At 51.1% G+C, this 15934-nt stretch carries 12 protein-coding genes; 4 read left to right on the forward strand and 8 right to left on the reverse strand.

Annotated elements, in window-relative coordinates; translation table 11 throughout:
• Positions 1 to 203 precede the first annotated feature (203 nt).
• Positions 204 to 2228 (forward strand): excinuclease ABC subunit UvrB, encoded by a 2025-nt coding sequence (uvrB, locus tag HMPREF2661_RS00190; protein WP_049322931.1) that lies wholly within the window; start codon positions 204 to 206, stop codon positions 2226 to 2228.
• 25 nt (positions 2229 to 2253) lie between these two features.
• Positions 2254 to 3384 carry a hypothetical protein gene (locus HMPREF2661_RS00195; protein ID WP_141759983.1) on the forward strand — a complete coding sequence of 377 codons (1131 nt, stop codon included), beginning with the start codon at positions 2254 to 2256 and terminating at the stop codon, positions 3382 to 3384.
• 307 nt (positions 3385 to 3691) lie between these two features.
• Here the strand turns inward: HMPREF2661_RS00195 and xth are convergent, their stop codons facing one another.
• The 4 genes from xth to HMPREF2661_RS00215 all read right to left on the reverse strand — a co-directional run bounded on the left by xth (position 3692) and on the right by HMPREF2661_RS00215 (position 8407).
• Positions 3692 to 4462 (reverse strand): exodeoxyribonuclease III, encoded by a 771-nt coding sequence (gene xth / locus HMPREF2661_RS00200; RefSeq protein ID WP_049322933.1) that lies wholly within the window; start codon positions 4460 to 4462, stop codon positions 3692 to 3694.
• 167 nt (positions 4463 to 4629) lie between these two features.
• Positions 4630 to 4908, reverse strand: coding sequence for an ArsR/SmtB family transcription factor (locus HMPREF2661_RS00205; RefSeq protein ID WP_049322934.1), 279 nt, complete (start codon positions 4906 to 4908; stop codon positions 4630 to 4632).
• Positions 4909 to 5323: 415 nt separating this feature from the next.
• A complete protein-coding gene (locus tag HMPREF2661_RS00210) occupies positions 5324 to 7105 on the reverse strand; it encodes an extracellular solute-binding protein (protein WP_049322935.1) in 1782 nt (593 codons plus the stop codon).
• Positions 7106 to 7204: 99 nt separating this feature from the next.
• Entirely contained in the window at positions 7205 to 8407 is a 1203-nt protein-coding gene (locus tag HMPREF2661_RS00215) for a YihY family inner membrane protein (RefSeq protein ID WP_003749170.1), read from the reverse strand.
• Positions 8408 to 8505: 98 nt separating this feature from the next.
• On the opposite strand from HMPREF2661_RS00215, the gene wrbA reads away from it, so the two are divergent.
• Both wrbA and HMPREF2661_RS00225 read left to right on the forward strand, forming a co-directional pair.
• A complete protein-coding gene (gene wrbA / locus HMPREF2661_RS00220; protein WP_049322937.1) occupies positions 8506 to 9111 on the forward strand; it encodes an NAD(P)H:quinone oxidoreductase in 606 nt (201 codons plus the stop codon).
• 211 nt (positions 9112 to 9322) lie between these two features.
• Positions 9323 to 11500 (forward strand): TonB-dependent siderophore receptor, encoded by a 2178-nt coding sequence (locus HMPREF2661_RS00225; RefSeq protein ID WP_049322938.1) that lies wholly within the window; start codon positions 9323 to 9325, stop codon positions 11498 to 11500.
• A 190-nt stretch (positions 11501 to 11690) separates the two neighbouring features.
• Here HMPREF2661_RS00225 and aroG read toward each other — a convergent pair whose 3' ends face one another.
• The 4 genes from aroG to HMPREF2661_RS00245 form a co-directional block, all read right to left on the reverse strand.
• Positions 11691 to 12734 carry a 3-deoxy-7-phosphoheptulonate synthase AroG gene (aroG, locus tag HMPREF2661_RS00230; RefSeq protein ID WP_049322939.1) on the reverse strand — a complete coding sequence of 348 codons (1044 nt, stop codon included), beginning with the start codon at positions 12732 to 12734 and terminating at the stop codon, positions 11691 to 11693.
• 308 nt (positions 12735 to 13042) lie between these two features.
• Complete coding sequence (locus HMPREF2661_RS00235) at positions 13043 to 14599, reverse strand: surface lipoprotein assembly modifier (RefSeq protein WP_070822031.1); 1557 nt, start codon at positions 14597 to 14599, stop codon at positions 13043 to 13045.
• A gap of 75 nt (positions 14600 to 14674) precedes the next feature.
• Positions 14675 to 15046 carry a hypothetical protein gene (locus tag HMPREF2661_RS00240; RefSeq protein WP_070822032.1) on the reverse strand — a complete coding sequence of 124 codons (372 nt, stop codon included), beginning with the start codon at positions 15044 to 15046 and terminating at the stop codon, positions 14675 to 14677.
• A 172-nt stretch (positions 15047 to 15218) separates the two neighbouring features.
• On the reverse strand, positions 15219 to 15914 hold the full coding sequence (locus tag HMPREF2661_RS00245) for a M48 family metallopeptidase (protein WP_070822033.1): 696 nt from the start codon (positions 15912 to 15914) through the stop codon (positions 15219 to 15221).
• Positions 15915 to 15934 lie beyond the last annotated feature (20 nt).

Consider the following 15934-nt stretch of genomic DNA (forward strand, 5'->3'; position numbering starts at 1 on the left):
CGAGGAGATATTTAGGGGTAATGATGCGGAGTGTCGGCCTTTTATGGGGTAGGGGAATGAAGAGGAGAGATTCAACAGAATAAACCTCAAGTAGCAAAGAGAGGAGATGAAATATTTAGTCTTATCAGATTGGCGCACTATCAATTTTCAGACGGCCCTTTGTTATAATCCTCTCTTTCCCCGAACCGAAAACAGGCGGCAATATGGAAGTCATCCAATACCCAAATTCCCCCTTCAAACTCCACCAACCCTTCCCGCCCGCAGGCGACCAGCCTACCGCCATTGCCGGCCTGCTCGAAGGGCTTTCAGACGGCCTGGCTTATCAAACCCTGCTCGGCGTAACCGGTTCGGGCAAAACCTACACCATGGCGAACGTCATTGCTCAAAGCGGCCGCCCCGCCATCATCATGGCGCACAACAAAACCCTTGCCGCCCAGCTCTACGCCGAAATGCGCGAATTTTTCCCCGAAAACGCGGTGGAATATTTCGTGTCTTATTATGACTATTACCAGCCCGAAGCCTATGTGCCCAGCCGCGATTTGTTCATCGAAAAAGACAGCGCGATCAACGAACACATCGAGCAAATGCGCCTTTCCGCTACCAAAAACCTGATGACGCGCGACGACGTGATTATCGTCGCCACCGTGTCCGCCATTTACGGTATCGGCGACCCGACCGAGTATCAACAAATGGTGTTGTCCGTCAAAGAAGGCAACACTATCGAGCAACGCGACATCATCGCCACGCTCGTTTCCATGCAGTACGAACGCGGCGATTTGGATTTCAAACGCGGCAGCTTCCGCGTGCGCGGCGACGTGATTGACGTGTACCCCGCCGAAAGCTCTGAAAACGCCTTGCGCATCAGCCTGTTCGATGACGAAATCGACCGCCTCGATATGTTCGACCCGCTTTCAGGCAGCCTTATCCAACGTGTCGGCCGCTACACCGTCTTCCCGTCCAGCCACTACGTTACCCCGCGCGACACCGTATTGCGCGCCTGCGAGTCCATCAAAGAAGAGCTGCGCGAACGCATCGAATTTTTCGCACGCGAACAACGCCCCGTCGAGCAACAACGCATCGAACAACGCACCCGCTTCGACCTCGAAATGCTCTACGAAATGGGCTTCTGCAAAGGCATCGAAAACTACTCCCGCCACTTCTCCGGCAAAAAAGAAGGCGAACCGCCGCCCACGCTGATGGACTACCTGCCCGACAACGCCATCATGTTCATCGACGAAAGCCACGTTACCGTCACCCAAATCGGCGGCATGTACAAAGGCGACGCCTCGCGCAAACAAAACCTCGTCGACTACGGCTTCCGCCTGCCTTCCGCCCGCGACAACCGCCCGCTCAAATTCCACGAATTTGAAAAAGTCATGCCACAAACCGTCTTCGTTTCCGCCACCCCCGCCAAATACGAAGAAGAACACGCTGGGCAAGTGGTCGAACAAGTCGTCCGCCCCACAGGGCTGGTCGATCCCCAAATCATCATCCGCCCCGTCGCCACCCAAGTCGATGACTTAATGAGCGAAATCAACGACCGCATCCAAAAAGGCGAACGCGTGCTCGTTACCACCCTCACCAAACGCATGGCGGAGCAACTCACCGACTATTACAGCGAACTCGGCATCAAAGTACGCTACCTGCACAGCGACATCGACACCGTCGAGCGCGTTGAAATCATTAGAGATTTGCGACTCGGACTGTTTGACGTACTCGTCGGCATCAACCTCTTGCGCGAAGGCCTCGACATCCCCGAAGTCTCCCTCGTCGCCATTCTCGATGCCGACAAAGAAGGCTTCCTACGCTCCCACCGCAGCCTGATTCAAACCATAGGCCGCGCCGCGCGTAACGTGAATGGCGTAGCGATTTTGTACGCCGACAAAATCACCGACTCCATGAAAGCCGCCATCGACGAAACCGAACGCCGCCGCGAAAAACAGATTAAATTCAACGAAGAACATGGCATCGTGCCGCAGCAGATTAAAAAACAGGTCAAAGACATCATCGACGGCGTGTACCACGAAGAAGACAGCGGCAAAGGTCGTCTGAAAGGCAAAAATAAGGTTAAAGTCGGCGAGATTCACAATGAAGAAGATGCGATTAAAGAAATTGCCAAACTGGAAAAAGCCATGCAGCAGGCGGCTAGGGATTTGCAGTTTGAAGAGGCGGCTGTGTTAAGGGATAGGATTAGGGGGATTAAGGAAAGTCTATTTGGTAGTATTTAGAAAATCTTTTTAGGGTTAGATTAATATGAACGTAGTTTTTTTATTTAATTCAGATCACCCAACTTTGGGTTCTTATTATGGTTTTTCCATCATGAAAGCCATTTTAGAAACTCATGTATTACAAAGCACAAAACGTAGCATGCGCGTATCTATTGGAGATGTTATCATTCCCAATGGTAAAAAGCCACTGAGAATAAATGATTATAGAATAATACTTAAAGAAATATACACACCAACCACACTAAATCTCGTCCATAGAGAAAAACTTTATAATTCATTTCTAACTTCAACAATTTTTTGTTGGATGTTTCAAAATATGGATATAAAAACAGCTCAATCACTTCATGAAAAACTTAATATTTTTGATCCTTATTTGGGAGCTATGGATATTAAATTCTCAAATAATATCCATCTTCAGGTTTTTAGAAACAGTTTGATTGAATTGTTCCGTATTGAGAACGGGATTATTTCCATATTCTATGGTTTTAATGAAGATCCAGAAAATTATGAAAATGAATTGCTCGTGCAACATGGTTTTAAAGTAAAGCATGAATGTATAGGAGCAAGAAGAACAATATTCGATAACTTTGATACGTTGAATCATTTCAAAAGGATTGAGTCATTTGAGGAATTTTTTACAAACATGCTTGATCTGAAAAATGAAGACATATCGGATATTATCTATGCACTAGAAGAGCTTCATCCTAAGCTTTTTGATGTATTAGCAGCTGCTTCTAGAACATTAGAAAGGGCAGAGACTGATGAAGATTTAGCCCAAGCAGCATTATCAGGTAGAAGATTTTTGGAAAAATTGGCAGACTATCTGTTTCCTGCTCAAGAGAAACTCTGGAGAGATAGAAAAGTTGGAAAAACCCAATATAAAAATAGAATTTGGGCATACATTACTATTGAGTGTGAAAAAAATAATATGTCTTCTTTAAAAACTCTCGGGAAAGAGGCTGACAGATTAGTTGATTTGTTTAATGCTGGATTACATGCTAATCCAACTAAAGAGAAAGTAGAAGCTGCATTCTGTGATCTGGTTAAATGGCTTGTGGCAATTATTAAAATTAACCCAGCATCAGTCCGAAAACCAAATCTAGCATATGAAGAAGAACTTGAGAATTTTCTGATGACTTTTTTAGATAACAAATAGCAAGCGTAGCCTGTGTAGTGCGTGTTGCTCTGCCACGCACGCGGTTTCCAATCAACCACCTCAAACCCACGTGCATGCCTGCTGCATTGGATTTAACACCCCTAACTACCACGCACTCACCAAAAAAGCAGCAAGCGTAGCGTGGGTCATGCGTAGGGTGTGTGCGGTACGCACGCACGCGTTTTTTGGTGTTCAAACCATTGTTTCAAACTTTCAGAAGACCTCAAACGTTGTCTGAAAACCTCTTAGTGTAAAGGCCGTCTGAAATCTAGTTTTCAGACGGCCTTATTGTTTATTCACTCAAAATCTAACAGTCAAATTCAGCGATTACCGGCGCATGGTCGCTGGGGCGTTCTTGGGCGCGGGTTTCTAGGTCGACGGTGACGTCGGTAAGGGTGGCGGCGAGTTCGGGGCTGCTGAGGATGTGGTCGATGCGCAGGCCGAGTTTGCGTTGGAACATGGCGCCGCGGTAGTCGAACCATGTGTAGAACGCGCCTTCGGGGTGGATTTTGCGCAGGCTATCGGTCAGGCCGAGGTCGAGCAGGGTTTTAAACCATTGTCTTTCGATGGAGGAGCAATGGATTTTTTCGTGCCATTTTTCGGGGTCGTAGCAGTCGGCATCGGCCGGGGCGATGTTGAAGTCGCCGAGCAGGACGAGCTTGGGGTGTGCGGCCATTTCGGCGCGGACGAACTCGGTCAATGCGGCAAACCATTGTTCTTTGTATTGGAATTTGGGGCTGTCCAGGGCTTCGCCGTTGACGCAATAGACGTTGATGACGCGCACGCCGTTGATGGTGGCAGCGATGACGCGGCGTTGCGGGTCGTCAGGGAGGGCGGGCAGGCCGCAATGTACGTCTTGCGGTTCGTGGTGGCTGATGATGGCGACGCCGTTGTAGGTTTTTTGGCCGCTCCAGACGCAATGCCAGCCCATCATTTGCAGGGCGGCGGCCGGAAATTTGTCTTGGTCGAGCTTGAGTTCTTGTAAGGCAAGTATGTCGGCTTGGTGGTCGGCCAGCCAGTTTTGTACTTGGGGCAGGCGGACGTTGAGGGAATTGACGTTCCAAGTGGCGATTTTCATGATGTTTCCGTGTGTGTTGTTGGGTGGGAAGGCGGTGGATTGCACCTGTGGGAATGGGCGGTATTGTATAGCGGATTGGTTTATTTTTCGATATGGGCTGAAAGTGGCAGGCCGTCTGAAAGCTGATGTTTCAGACGGCCTTGATGTTGTGATGTGGAATAATTTGTTTATTCGGCTTGGTCTTTGAGCGTGCGCAGGGTATTGAGGATGGTGGTGGCTTCTTCGGAGATGATGCGGTATTCGATGATGCGGTGGTAGCGCGTGAAATCGATGATGCCTTCGGTGCGCAGGCGTGCGAGGTGGTTGGCGATGCCGGTCGGGGAGGAGTCGAGCGCTTGTACCAGTTCGGTAATGCTGCGGTCGCCGTCAAGCAGCAGAAAAAGGATGGCCATACGTTCGGGGTTGGCAATCAGTTTGAGAATGGTAGAGAGACGCTTGATTTCCATATTATTGTTCCTTATTGTCTGTTATATGAATGCTTGATTTGAGTTAAATTTGGATGATTGTAGTTTTTATTAAGATTAACCTTATAATTCAAACTCTTATCTCGTAGTGTACACGGTTTTGTAAAATTTGAGGGCATTGTTTTGCAATTTTTTGTTCATTTTCGATAGTTTGCTTCGGTTGCGAAAATGGATTGAAAAGAGACGAAAAGGCCGTCTGAAATGTTCCGTTGCAGATGATTTTGCTGACGGATGTTTCAGACGGCCTTTGATTTGGCTTTAAGTTGTTTTTTCTTTTATGTTTGTTTGGAATCAGCCGATTGATTGTTTTTAAACAAACAACTAGGTTTTATGATTCTATGCTTAGGACAACACGCCAAGGGCTTGTCAGACGCTTGGACGTGTTGTCGAAATGCGACTACTTTTTCTTCCAACCTGCGGTCATGGCGAAGGTGATGGGGTCGTAGTATTTCGGCAGCTTGGACGGAATGCCCACATCGTTACGGTACACGACGCGGTAGCGGTCGGCGAACCAGTTTGGAACAATGGTGTATTGGTGGCGGATCAGTCGGTCGAGCGCACGCGAAGTGGTTTGCAGCTCTTGGCGGTTGGTAAAGCTGTTGAAATGGGTCAGCAGTTTTTCAACCGCAGGATGACAGACGCCGGATAGGTTGCGACTGCCTTCGGTTTTGGCGGCGGCGCAGCTGAAGTAGTCGTATTGCTCGTTGCCGGGACTTTCGCTGTTGCCGTAGTAGCCTGTGGTTACGTCAAAATCGAAGTCGTTCATGCGTTTTTGATATACGGCGGAATCGGCGGTGCGCACGTTCATGGTGATGCCAATTTTGGCAAGGTCGCGCTGCCATTTGGCGGTAATGCGTTCGTAGTTTTTGCTTGGGGCGAGGAATTCAAAGGTCAGCGGTTTGCCTTGTTTGTCGACTGCTTTGCCGTTTTTGTATTGATAGCCGCCTTTTTCAAGCAGGGCGCGTGCTTTGAGCAGGTTCGGACGCACGCCCAGTTTGGGGTCGGTAACCGGCGGCATAGGGACGTCTTGATCCAATACGCCGTCGGGCAGCTTGGCGCCCAATGATTTGAGCAATGCGGTTTCTGCGCTGTCAGGCTTGCCGGTTGCGGCCATGGTGCTGTTGGTGAAGAAGCTGTCGGTGCGGCGGTATGCGCCGTAGAAGATGCGGCTGTTGACGCTTTCGTAGTCGAAGCTTTCAATCAAGGCGCGGCGGACGTAAATATTGTCCAAGGGCTTGTGGCGCATATTGATGACGAAGCCTTGCATACCGGCTGTGCTGTTTTGTACCCATTCGTGTTTGGACAGATTGCGTTTTTTGAGGACTTCGTCGGAGTAGGCGCGCGCCCAGTTGCGGGCGACGTTTTCTTGTACGAAGTCATATTGGCCGCCTTTTAACCCTTCGATGCGGACAACTTCGTCTTTGACGTATTTGATGCGGATGTGGTCGTAGTTATAGCGGCCTTTGCGTACGGGCAGATTTTGCGCCCAGTAGTTTTTGTCGCGGACAAATTCGCTGATGCGGCCGTTTTCGGCTTTGGCAAAACGGTAGGGGCCGGAGCCGATCGGCAGGCTGTTGGGCGCGGCGGCCAGGCCTTTGGGATAGCTTTTATGCGAGAAGACGGGCAGGCTGCCGAGAATCATGTGCAATTCTGAGTTGCGCTGCTTGAAGCGGAACACGACGGTACGATCGTTGGGCGTTTCTACTTTGGCCACGTCGCTCCAGTAGAAGTGGTACATGGGGGCGGCGGCTTTGTCTTTGGTCAGGATGTTAAATGAAGCGGCAACGTCTTTGGCCAAAACGGGGTCGCCGTTGTGGAATTTGGCTTTGGGGTTGATTTTGAAGGTAACGGAAAGGCCGTCCGGCGCCAGGGCGATGTCTTCGGCAATCAGGCCGTAAACGGCGTAAGGTTCGTCCATGCTTTGCTCGGTCAGGGTGTCGAGCGTCAGCATGCTGATGCCGTATTCGTGGTTGCCTTTGAGGGTAAAGGGGTTGAGCGTGTCAAAAGCACCGAGGAAAGGCGTGGTAAATGTGCCGCCTTTGGGGGCGTTGGGGTTGACGTATTCGAAAGCAGTGAAGTTGGCCGGATATTTGGGTGGTTGGCCGAGGCCTACGCCGTGGGCGGCAAAGGCGGCAGATGGAATCAGACCGAGCAGAGAGAGTAGGGCTGGTGTTTTCATCTATTTTTCCTTGTAGGTTGAATATTGTATTCAGTAGTGTGCCGATTATAGCAAAGGCCGTCTGAAACTTGATATTTTTGCTTTCAGACGGCGTCAGGTTTAAGAGGATTGTTTTTTTGTATGGGCGCCGAACTCGGCAAGCGTCATGTTCAAGGTTTCCAAGCAGGGCTGCATGATGTGGTCAACCGTTTGATTAACCTTGTCTTTGTTGAGCGTTTGCGGGCGGTAGACAAAGAGTTTGAACAGCTCCGCCAAGTCGATGGACTCCGCCCCTGTTTTCAAGACCCAGCCTTGGCGGCCGGAATAGACATAACCGTGTCGCGCCAGTTTTTCCAAAAGCTCGCCCAATTCGTCAAAGCCCATATTGATATGCCGTCTGAACTCCTGCACCGGCAACGCCTTGCCGTTTTGTTGGGCAGAATCGAGCAGCAGTAGGATTTTCAATACATCGTCAAAGCGGCCGCGCGCATCCAAACTGCGGCGGAACGCTTCGCCGCGCCAGTAGGACAGGGACGAGGTCAAAACCGCGCCGCCCAATACCAGCGTCCATAACAGGTTGAGCCACAACAGGAAAAAAGGTACTGCGGCAAATGCGCCGTAAATCGATTTGTAGCCGTCAAAGTTGCCCATGTACCAAGCGAACAAAAAGCGTGCCGTTTCCAAGCAAAACGCCGTTACGGCCGCGCCGACCAAAGCATGGCTGGCCGGTACGAAACGGTTGGGCACAAAGCGGTACAAGCCCCACAGCAGCACCGTAATAAATGAAACCGCAGTGATAACCCTCAGCCATTCCGAGCCGCCCACCAATTGCACCTGGCCGATTACGACCGACAGCCCTACGCCCAAAGACAAAGGCCCAAACGTCAGCAACGCCCAATACACCAAAAACTGCATCATCCAGGGCCGTTGCGAATTGACGCGCCAAATCCGGTTGAACGCATTGTCTATCGTCCGAATCAGCATCAGCGAGGTTACGACCAACATCACACTGCCGATGGCCGTCAGCTTGGTGGCTTTATCGCGGAACGCATTGATGTAGTCGAACACCATATCCGCGCCCTGCGGCACAATGGTGCGGTTGATAAAAGAGACAAATTCCCCCGACCATTGGTCGAAAACGGGGAAGGCCGAAGCGATGACGACCATCACCGTCAACACGGGCACCAAAGCCAAAAGCGTCGTAAACGTCATGCTTGCCGCCACCTGCGGCACACGCTCATCATCAAAACGGCGCACGACAAACCAAGCAAACGCCACGCCCTTACTTTTCAAAAAATCTTGCCACCATTGTGAAAACGGCATAACCTTTTCCCACTTTTGAATAGAAATTTTTCTTTTCAGACGGCCCGAGTATTCAAAAGGCCGTCTGAAACCTGACAGCATTGTAACGGAAACCCCAAATGAACCCAAATCCCCTGAAAATCCTCGTCCTCTTTTATTCCCAAAACGGCAGCACGCGCAACCTTGCCCGCCAAATCGCACGCGGCATCGAAAGCGTGGACGGTTGCGAAGCCGTATTGCGTACCGTGCCCAAAGTTTCCACCGTTTGCGAAGCCGTTGAAAAAGCCGTTCCCGACGAAGGCGCGCCCTACGCGACTGCCTACGACCTCAAAAATTGCGCCGGCCTCGCGCTCGGCAGCCCGACACGTTTCGGCAATATGGCCGCCGCGATGAAATACTTTATCGACGGCACCATTCCCCTTTGGCTCGGCGCAGAACTCGTCGGCAAGCCTGCCACCGTATTCACCAGCACATCTTCGCTGCACGGCGGCCAAGAAACTACCCTGCTGACCATGATGCTGCCCCTGTTGCACCACGGCATGGTCATCAGCGGCATTCCCTATACCGAGTCCGCGCTCAGCAATACCCAAAGCGGCGGCACGCCTTACGGCGCAAGCCATGTTTCCGGCCATGACAGCAAGCCGGCATTGACCGCCGAAGAAAACGACATTGCCTTCGCACAAGGTAAACGTTTGGCAGAGTTGGCACGAAAATTGGCAGATTGATTACCTTGTAATAAAAAGATTAAGGCCGTCTGAAAACCTGATGATGCGGGTTTTTAGACGGCCTTTTTAGTCAATTAGGACTAGATTAAAAATAAATATTTTGAATTAAACGAACTACTTATAAAATAGTGATTAGAACATAGTTTCATCGGACTACATCTTTTTGATAGAATCTGCCACCAAATTAAAACATCAGCTAACTGGAGAAGCTATGTCACTACCCGTATTTCCCTATGGCAAATTAAGCTTTGCCGTCAGTCTGGCTTTGTGTTCGGCGTATTCTTTCGCAACCGAAGTAGAAAATAGCCAGCCGCAAGAACGTGTCGATTTGCCGACAGTTACCGTCCAAGGTGTCGGAAAACAGACTACTTCCAACTACACTATTCCCGTATCTTCCGCCGCGACAGGCATCCGCCTGACCCAGCGCGAAACGCCGCAGTCTTTGTCCGTCGTTACCGAAAAACAAATGGACGACCAAGGTTTGGATACCTTGCAGGACGTATTGAAACAAACACCGGGCGTGTTCCACAGCAAAATGGGCAACAACGTCTCCGGCCACAGCCAATTTATTTCGCGCAGTCAGGCGATTGACAGCATTTCCGTGGACGGCGCGCCCAAATTCCTTTACGACAGCAAAGCCATCCGCCGCGGCACCAACAATCTGGACAGCGCATTGTACGAACAAGTCGTCGTCGTACGCGGCGCAAGCGGTTTGTCCAACGGCGGTATGGGTGAGCCGGGCGGTACGGTTGCTTTGGAACGCAAAAAACCGACAGCCAAGCCAGCCATCAGCGTGGAAGCCGGTGTCGGTTTGTGGAACCACTACCGTTTCGTCCTTGATGCCAATCATCCTCTGAATGCCGACAATACCTTGCGCGGCCGCGCTATTTTGGTCAGCGACCACGGCGGCGATTACCTGCCGAACACATCGCGCCATAATCACACTTTCTATGGCATTTTGTCTTACGATCTCACGCCGCAAACCCAATGGCGCCTCGGTACGGAAATACACCGTTTCCGCAATACCGGCAGCTCGCGTTTCAGCTATCTGACAGCAGCAGGTAATCGCAAAGACGGATTCAAACCGTTTGAATCTTCGCCACGCAGCAATTCTTCCGCACGCTGGGCATACGGCAAAGACACCAGTGCCGAAGTATTCACTTCCCTTAGCCATGAGTTTGACAACGGCTGGAAACTGACTGGTGATTACAGCCATGTTTCGGGTAAAAACGACATCGTTTCAGGCATTGCCGGTACTTTTGTAATTAAACCCGACTACTCCGCGCTCTTTACATCCGACCGCGACCGCAGCAAATACCGCGATCAGAATTTTGCGCTGGCCTTGGACGGCGATTATCCAGCGCTGGGCCGCTCGCACGAGTTCAATGTCGGCATCAGCTATCAGGACAACAAAGAAAACCTGTCTTTCTATGAAGAAGGCGAGTCGATGATTCCCGATTTGCGTAAATTTGACGGCAACATCGCCAAACCCGATATGCCGTATCTGCGCGATGGTTTTTCACGCATGAAAAACCTGTCGGTTTACGGCTCGACCCGTTTCAAACTGACCGACAGGCTCGCCTTTATCGGCGGCAGCCGTTTTGTGGATTGGCGTTACCGTTACAGCACTGAACGCAACAAATTCGCACACAGCAGCCACAAACAAAACGTTTTCATTCCTTATTTGGGCGTAACCTACGACATAGGAGACAATCTGACCGCCTATGCGTCTTACACCACCATCTTCCGTCCGCAAGTGCGTTACCTGACCAAAGACGGCGCAGCACTCAAACCGCAGCGCGGCAAAACTTACGAGACCGGTTTGAAAGCGTCATGGTTTGAAGGCCGTCTGAATGCTTCAGCATCCGTCTTTATGAACAAACGCGACCATTTGGGCGTTGTCGCAGGCAAATTCGCAAATGGCGAGGAATACTACCGTGCAGCCGACAACACCACGACAAAAGGCGTGGAACTCTCTGTCGGCGGCCGCCTGAGCGACAAATGGCTGCTGAATGCATCTTATGCACGTTCCAAAATCAAAGACAGCGAAGGGGTTCAACTGCATCCGTCTTATCCGGTTCACTTGTTCAAACTCTTTACCGCGTATGACGTAACCGACCGTTTGAATCTGGGTGCCAACGTCAACTGGCAAAGCCGCAGCCACACACTGGACGAATACCCGGCAGACATCAATCCAGCCGCCGCGGCCGCGTTGACCCAACGCCCATACGCCACGCTGGATTTGACCGCGCATTACAAAATCGGCAAATCCACCCGCATCGGTTTGGACTTTGAAAACGTGTTCAACAAACGCTACCGCACCATGCCGGATATTCACGTTTACGGTACGCCGCGTAGTGTGACTGCGACGGTTAAACACACGTTTTAATTGAAAAGAAAAGTAGAAGAGGCTGTCTGAAAACCTGAATGATTGGTTTTTCAGACGGCCTGAATATTTTCTGACATATTGTTTTTATGTTGAACCTGGCTAAAATTTGCTCGGTATCTCGAGTGAAGAAATCAAAATGACAGACACAAAAAAGACCGGAACATATCCGGTCTTTTTAATGTTTTCGCACTTACGCTTGGTAACCTTTCGCTTCGGCAAGCAGGGCCAGCAATTCTTCGGTCGTATCCCAACCGATGCAGGCATCCGTAATACTTTGACCGTAAACTTCAGGCTTGTCTTGGCGGCCTTCAACCAAGTGGCTTTCCACCATCACGCCCATAATGTGTTTTTCACCGGCTTTCAGCTGCGCCGCAACATCGCGCGCCACATCCATTTGTTTGCGGAAGTCTTTACGGCTGTTGGCATGGCTGCAGTCCACCATCAGTTTGCTGCTCACGCCGGCTTTTTGAAGCTGCGCAACTGCGTCTTTAACGTGTTCCGCGCTGTAATTAGGCTCTTTACCGCCACGCAAAATCGCATGGCAGTCAGGGTTGCCGCTGGTGTGGACAATCGCAGAATGACCGGCTTTGGTTACAGACAGGAAGTGGTGCGGATGATTGGCCGCGCCGATGGCGTCGATGGCGATTTTCAGGTTGCCGTCCGTACCGTTTTTAAAACCGACAGGGCAGGAAAGGCCGCTGGCCAATTCGCGGTGCACTTGGCTTTCAGTCGTGCGCGCACCAATCGCGCCCCAAGAAATCAGGTCGGCGTAGTATTGCGGCGTAATCATGTCCAAGAATTCAGTCGAAGCAGGCATGCCCATTTCGTTCAAAGTCAGCAACAACTGACGCGCTTGGCGCAGGCCGTAGTTGATGTCAAACGTACCGTCCAAGTGCGGATCGTTAATTAGGCCTTTCCAGCCAACGGTTGTACGCGGTTTTTCAAAATACACGCGCATCACAATCAGCAGCTCTTTCTCATATTTTTTGCGCAAGGGCAGCAATTTTTGCGCATATTCAACCGCCGCCTTAGTATCGTGAATCGAGCATGGGCCGATGATGACCAGCAAACGGTTGTCGCGGCCGTGAACCAAATCCGAGATTTCATGACGTGTTTTATAAACCAAATTGGCAACCTGAGGCGTAACAGGCAGCTCATACAAATGCGCGATTGGAGGTAATAACTCTTTGACTTCTTTAATTTTAATATCGTCAGTAGGGTGGTGTTGGGACATGATGAACTCTCTTGTTTATTTTTGATACAGGTTACAGGTTTTAGCGGAATTAAACAAGGCTTGATTTTTTGTTTTAGCAATTTTATTCTAAAATTTCTTTATTTTAATTATTTTATAGAATTTAAAATCAGTTTATTTGTTTAAATTAATATTTAATGCTGTTATAAAATTTCGTTTATACAATGGAAAAATTGAGGGTTTATCGAAAATATGGGCCGTCTGAAATATTCAGACGGCCTTGTGAGTTTAAAACAGCCAAAATAGAGATTGCATCACAGTGTGGGCAATATGGCTTTGGTTTCTACTTGTCAGAATGTTTTGCTCAGTTCGACAAACATTTTGGTTTTGCCGTATTCGTAGAACTTGTCGTTGCTCCATGTTTTGTTGTGGGCAATGGTCAGGCGCGGGGTGATGCCTTTGAAATGGAGGGCGCGGTGCCATACGCTTAGGGAGGCGGAGGCTTCTTTGTCGCGGCGGTTTTGTTCGTTGCTGAAGAAGCTGGGGGCTTGGTAAAGGCGTTGGGCGACGCTGAGGCGTAGGACGGTGGAGAGGCCTTTGGGCCATTCTTGTCCCCATGTGCCGCGCAGGGCGTAGCGGTTGAAGCTGTCGCTTTTGTCATCGCGGTTGCGTTCGCGGTAGAGGTCGATACCGGCTACCCAGTATTGGCGCGCGTTGCGGTGGTACACGATGGAATTGCTGAGCAGTTGGCTGGTGTTGTCGGAATGCTCGCGGCGGCTGTTTTTCAGACGGCCTGCTTCAAATGCGCTGAGGGTTTGCAGCTTGGGTTGCCACCAATGGTTGTAGTGAAGGCGTGCGCCGTTGGTGTAGGTGTAGGGGTCGTTGCCGTAGAAGCGGCGTTCGTGGAACGGGGTAATGCCGATATCGCTGCGCTGGTCGGCATAGCCGAGGCCTGCCGAGAAGCGTGTGGTGAGGTCGTTGTAGTTGGTGTGTTTGGGATAGATTTTGCCGTAATGGTCTGCGCCTGCCGTGGCATAGAAGCCGCGCGGCAGCGACCATTTTTTTTCTGCACCGATTTGGTAGTGGACGGCGGTGGCATCGATGGGCTCGGGGAAGGTCCAGCCTCGGAAGCAGTCGTCGTCGGGATAGACAAGGCGCACGGCGCGGCATTGTTCGTCGTTCAGGTAGTTGCCCAGACGGCGTTGGCCGGGGGCTTGGTTGATGTTTTGTTCGCGCGTGATGTTCAAGCCGGCATTGAATTGCCATGAGTCGCGTTCGCGCAGGGCTTTGCGGTAGGTTGCGATGCGTTCTTGCAAGGCAGGCGGGAGAGATTCGGTTTGCAGTTTGTCGAACTGGTCGGCCGCGGCTTCGTTTTGTTTGTCTTCAAACAAGGCGGTTGCAAGCTGCCAGCGGACGGCGGAAGCGTCGGGCTGCTCGGCGATAAAGCGGCGGTAATGGGCGATGGCTTCGGCGGCTCGCCCTTCGGATTGGGCAAGCAAACCTTTGGCATAGCGTGCCATGGCACGGTCGTGTTCGGGCCATTGTTCGTAAATGGGCAAAACGGCTTTGATGCCGGGGATGTTTTGGGCGACGACGGCGGAATACATGGCGCGTGCCAGTAATTCGGTGTTGGCAAGCAGGGTGTCGGCATCGACGTTGATGATTTTTTCAGACGGCCTGTTTGTCTGTTCGGCAGGGATGTTGTGCGCTTCGGGTTGTTGAGGTTCGGCAGTGTTGACTTGAAGCTCGGGTTTTACGTTGGGCGGCACATCGGCGGCGTAAAGGGAAAGGGGCAGGATGGTAAGGAGGAGCAGACGTTTTTTCATGGCAATGTTGGGGATGTTATCGGTATAAGTGGGCAGATTGTACAATGTTTTGAGTTGGAAATTTTGTAAACCGACGGCCATTTTATCTGATAAAGACGACAAAAGGCCGTCTGAAACCCGATGGGATTTCAGACGGCCTTTGTTTACGGATCGGATTTAGTTTTCGTCCAGGTCCAAATCGGCTTTGTATTCGATGCGGCCTTGGCCTTTGTCTTCGATGGAAACGTCCAGCTCTTGTTTGCCGCGTTTGAATTTCAGATCGGCATCGTCGCGTTTGATTTCGGACTCGACCACATGGAAACCTTTGCTGCGCGCGTGGGCGATCACTTTTTTGGCCAGGGAAGGAATGGAATTGTGTCGGCCGGAAAGTTCGGCTTCGTATTCAAACTCGCCGTCGCCTTGATGATCGGCTTTGATGGTGTGTGCGCCTGCCGGACGGTAGATTTCGGAAGGCAGCGGGGAGGCGAATGCCGTGGCGGAGAAAAGAGCCAAAATGCCGGTGGCCAGTAACGATTTTGCTTTGGTCATCGGTTTTCCTTTCTGAAAAGGGTTTGGAGAACGACATCATCTTATCGGCATGCTTGAGGGGCGGCAAGCGGATAAACTCGATTTTACGCGCGGCTACATGATTTGTTTGGAAGGCGTTGATTCTTTGCTTTGGGCCGGTGTTTGCTTGCAGAAAAAAACTGAAAGTAAAGGCTTAGCCGAGAAGGAACAATTCGCCGCCGTGTGCTTTCAGCCATTGTTTGGCTTGATCGACATGCGGTGTGAACGAGCGGGTTAGCGCCCAAAATGCAGGGCTGTGGTCGGGATGGCGCAGGTGGGCGAGTTCGTGCAGGCAGACGTAGTCGGCGACATATTCGGGCGCGCCGACGAGCCGCCAGTTGAGGCGGATGCCGGTGGTGTGGCGACATACGCCCCAGAAGGTTTTGGCGTTGGAAAGGGAAATGGCACTCGGGGTTAGGCGGGTGGTTCGGATATGGCTTTCGAGGCGTGGCAGTAAATATTCGTGCGCACGTTCGAGCAGGAAGCGGCGCAAATGGGTGAGTTGGGCGGTGTTTTCTTTTTCGGGCAACAGGATTTCAGACGGCTTGATTTGGATGTGGTTTGCCGTATGGACGGACAAGGCCGTCTGAACGCCTTGATACCAAATCCATTCGGGAAGCGTGTCGGTGGGTGTTTGTCGGGCCGGTGTCTTGTTTAGGGTACGGCGCAGTAGGGCTTCGTTGTCGTTCAGCCATTGGGTAAAGGTGCGTTGGGTAACAAACGGAGGGATGTTGATGCTGACGGTATCGGCGGAAACGGGGCGCAAGATGAGGTTTTTCTTGGCACTGCGTTTGAGCTGGATATGAATGGTCAGGCCGTCTGAAAGGGTGTGGGTATGGAGGCGGGGCATGGTGTTTAAGGGAGAGGGGC

This window comes from Neisseria sp. HMSC061B04, assembly GCF_001836705.1.
Lineage (GTDB): Bacteria > Pseudomonadota > Gammaproteobacteria > Burkholderiales > Neisseriaceae > Neisseria.

Bases quoted from the DNA above. Each gene is read 5' to 3' on its own strand.
- uvrB (WP_049322931.1), top strand. From the start codon at position 204: ATGGAAGTCATCCAATACCCAAATTCCCCCTTCAAACTCCACCAACCC.
- HMPREF2661_RS00195 (WP_141759983.1), top strand. From the start codon at position 2,254: ATGAACGTAGTTTTTTTATTTAATTCAGATCACCCAACTTTGGGTTCT.
- xth (WP_049322933.1), bottom strand. From the start codon at position 4,462: ATGAAAATCGCCACTTGGAACGTCAATTCCCTCAACGTCCGCCTGCCC.
- HMPREF2661_RS00205 (WP_049322934.1), bottom strand. From the start codon at position 4,908: ATGGAAATCAAGCGTCTCTCTACCATTCTCAAACTGATTGCCAACCCC.
- HMPREF2661_RS00210 (WP_049322935.1), bottom strand. From the start codon at position 7,105: ATGAAAACACCAGCCCTACTCTCTCTGCTCGGTCTGATTCCATCTGCC.
- HMPREF2661_RS00215 (WP_003749170.1), bottom strand. From the start codon at position 8,407: ATGCCGTTTTCACAATGGTGGCAAGATTTTTTGAAAAGTAAGGGCGTG.
- wrbA (WP_049322937.1), top strand. From the start codon at position 8,506: ATGAACCCAAATCCCCTGAAAATCCTCGTCCTCTTTTATTCCCAAAAC.
- HMPREF2661_RS00225 (WP_049322938.1), top strand. From the start codon at position 9,323: ATGTCACTACCCGTATTTCCCTATGGCAAATTAAGCTTTGCCGTCAGT.
- aroG (WP_049322939.1), bottom strand. From the start codon at position 12,734: ATGTCCCAACACCACCCTACTGACGATATTAAAATTAAAGAAGTCAAA.
- HMPREF2661_RS00235 (WP_070822031.1), bottom strand. From the start codon at position 14,599: ATGGCCGTCGGTTTACAAAATTTCCAACTCAAAACATTGTACAATCTG.
- HMPREF2661_RS00240 (WP_070822032.1), bottom strand. From the start codon at position 15,046: ATGACCAAAGCAAAATCGTTACTGGCCACCGGCATTTTGGCTCTTTTC.
- HMPREF2661_RS00245 (WP_070822033.1), bottom strand. From the start codon at position 15,914: ATGCCCCGCCTCCATACCCACACCCTTTCAGACGGCCTGACCATTCAT.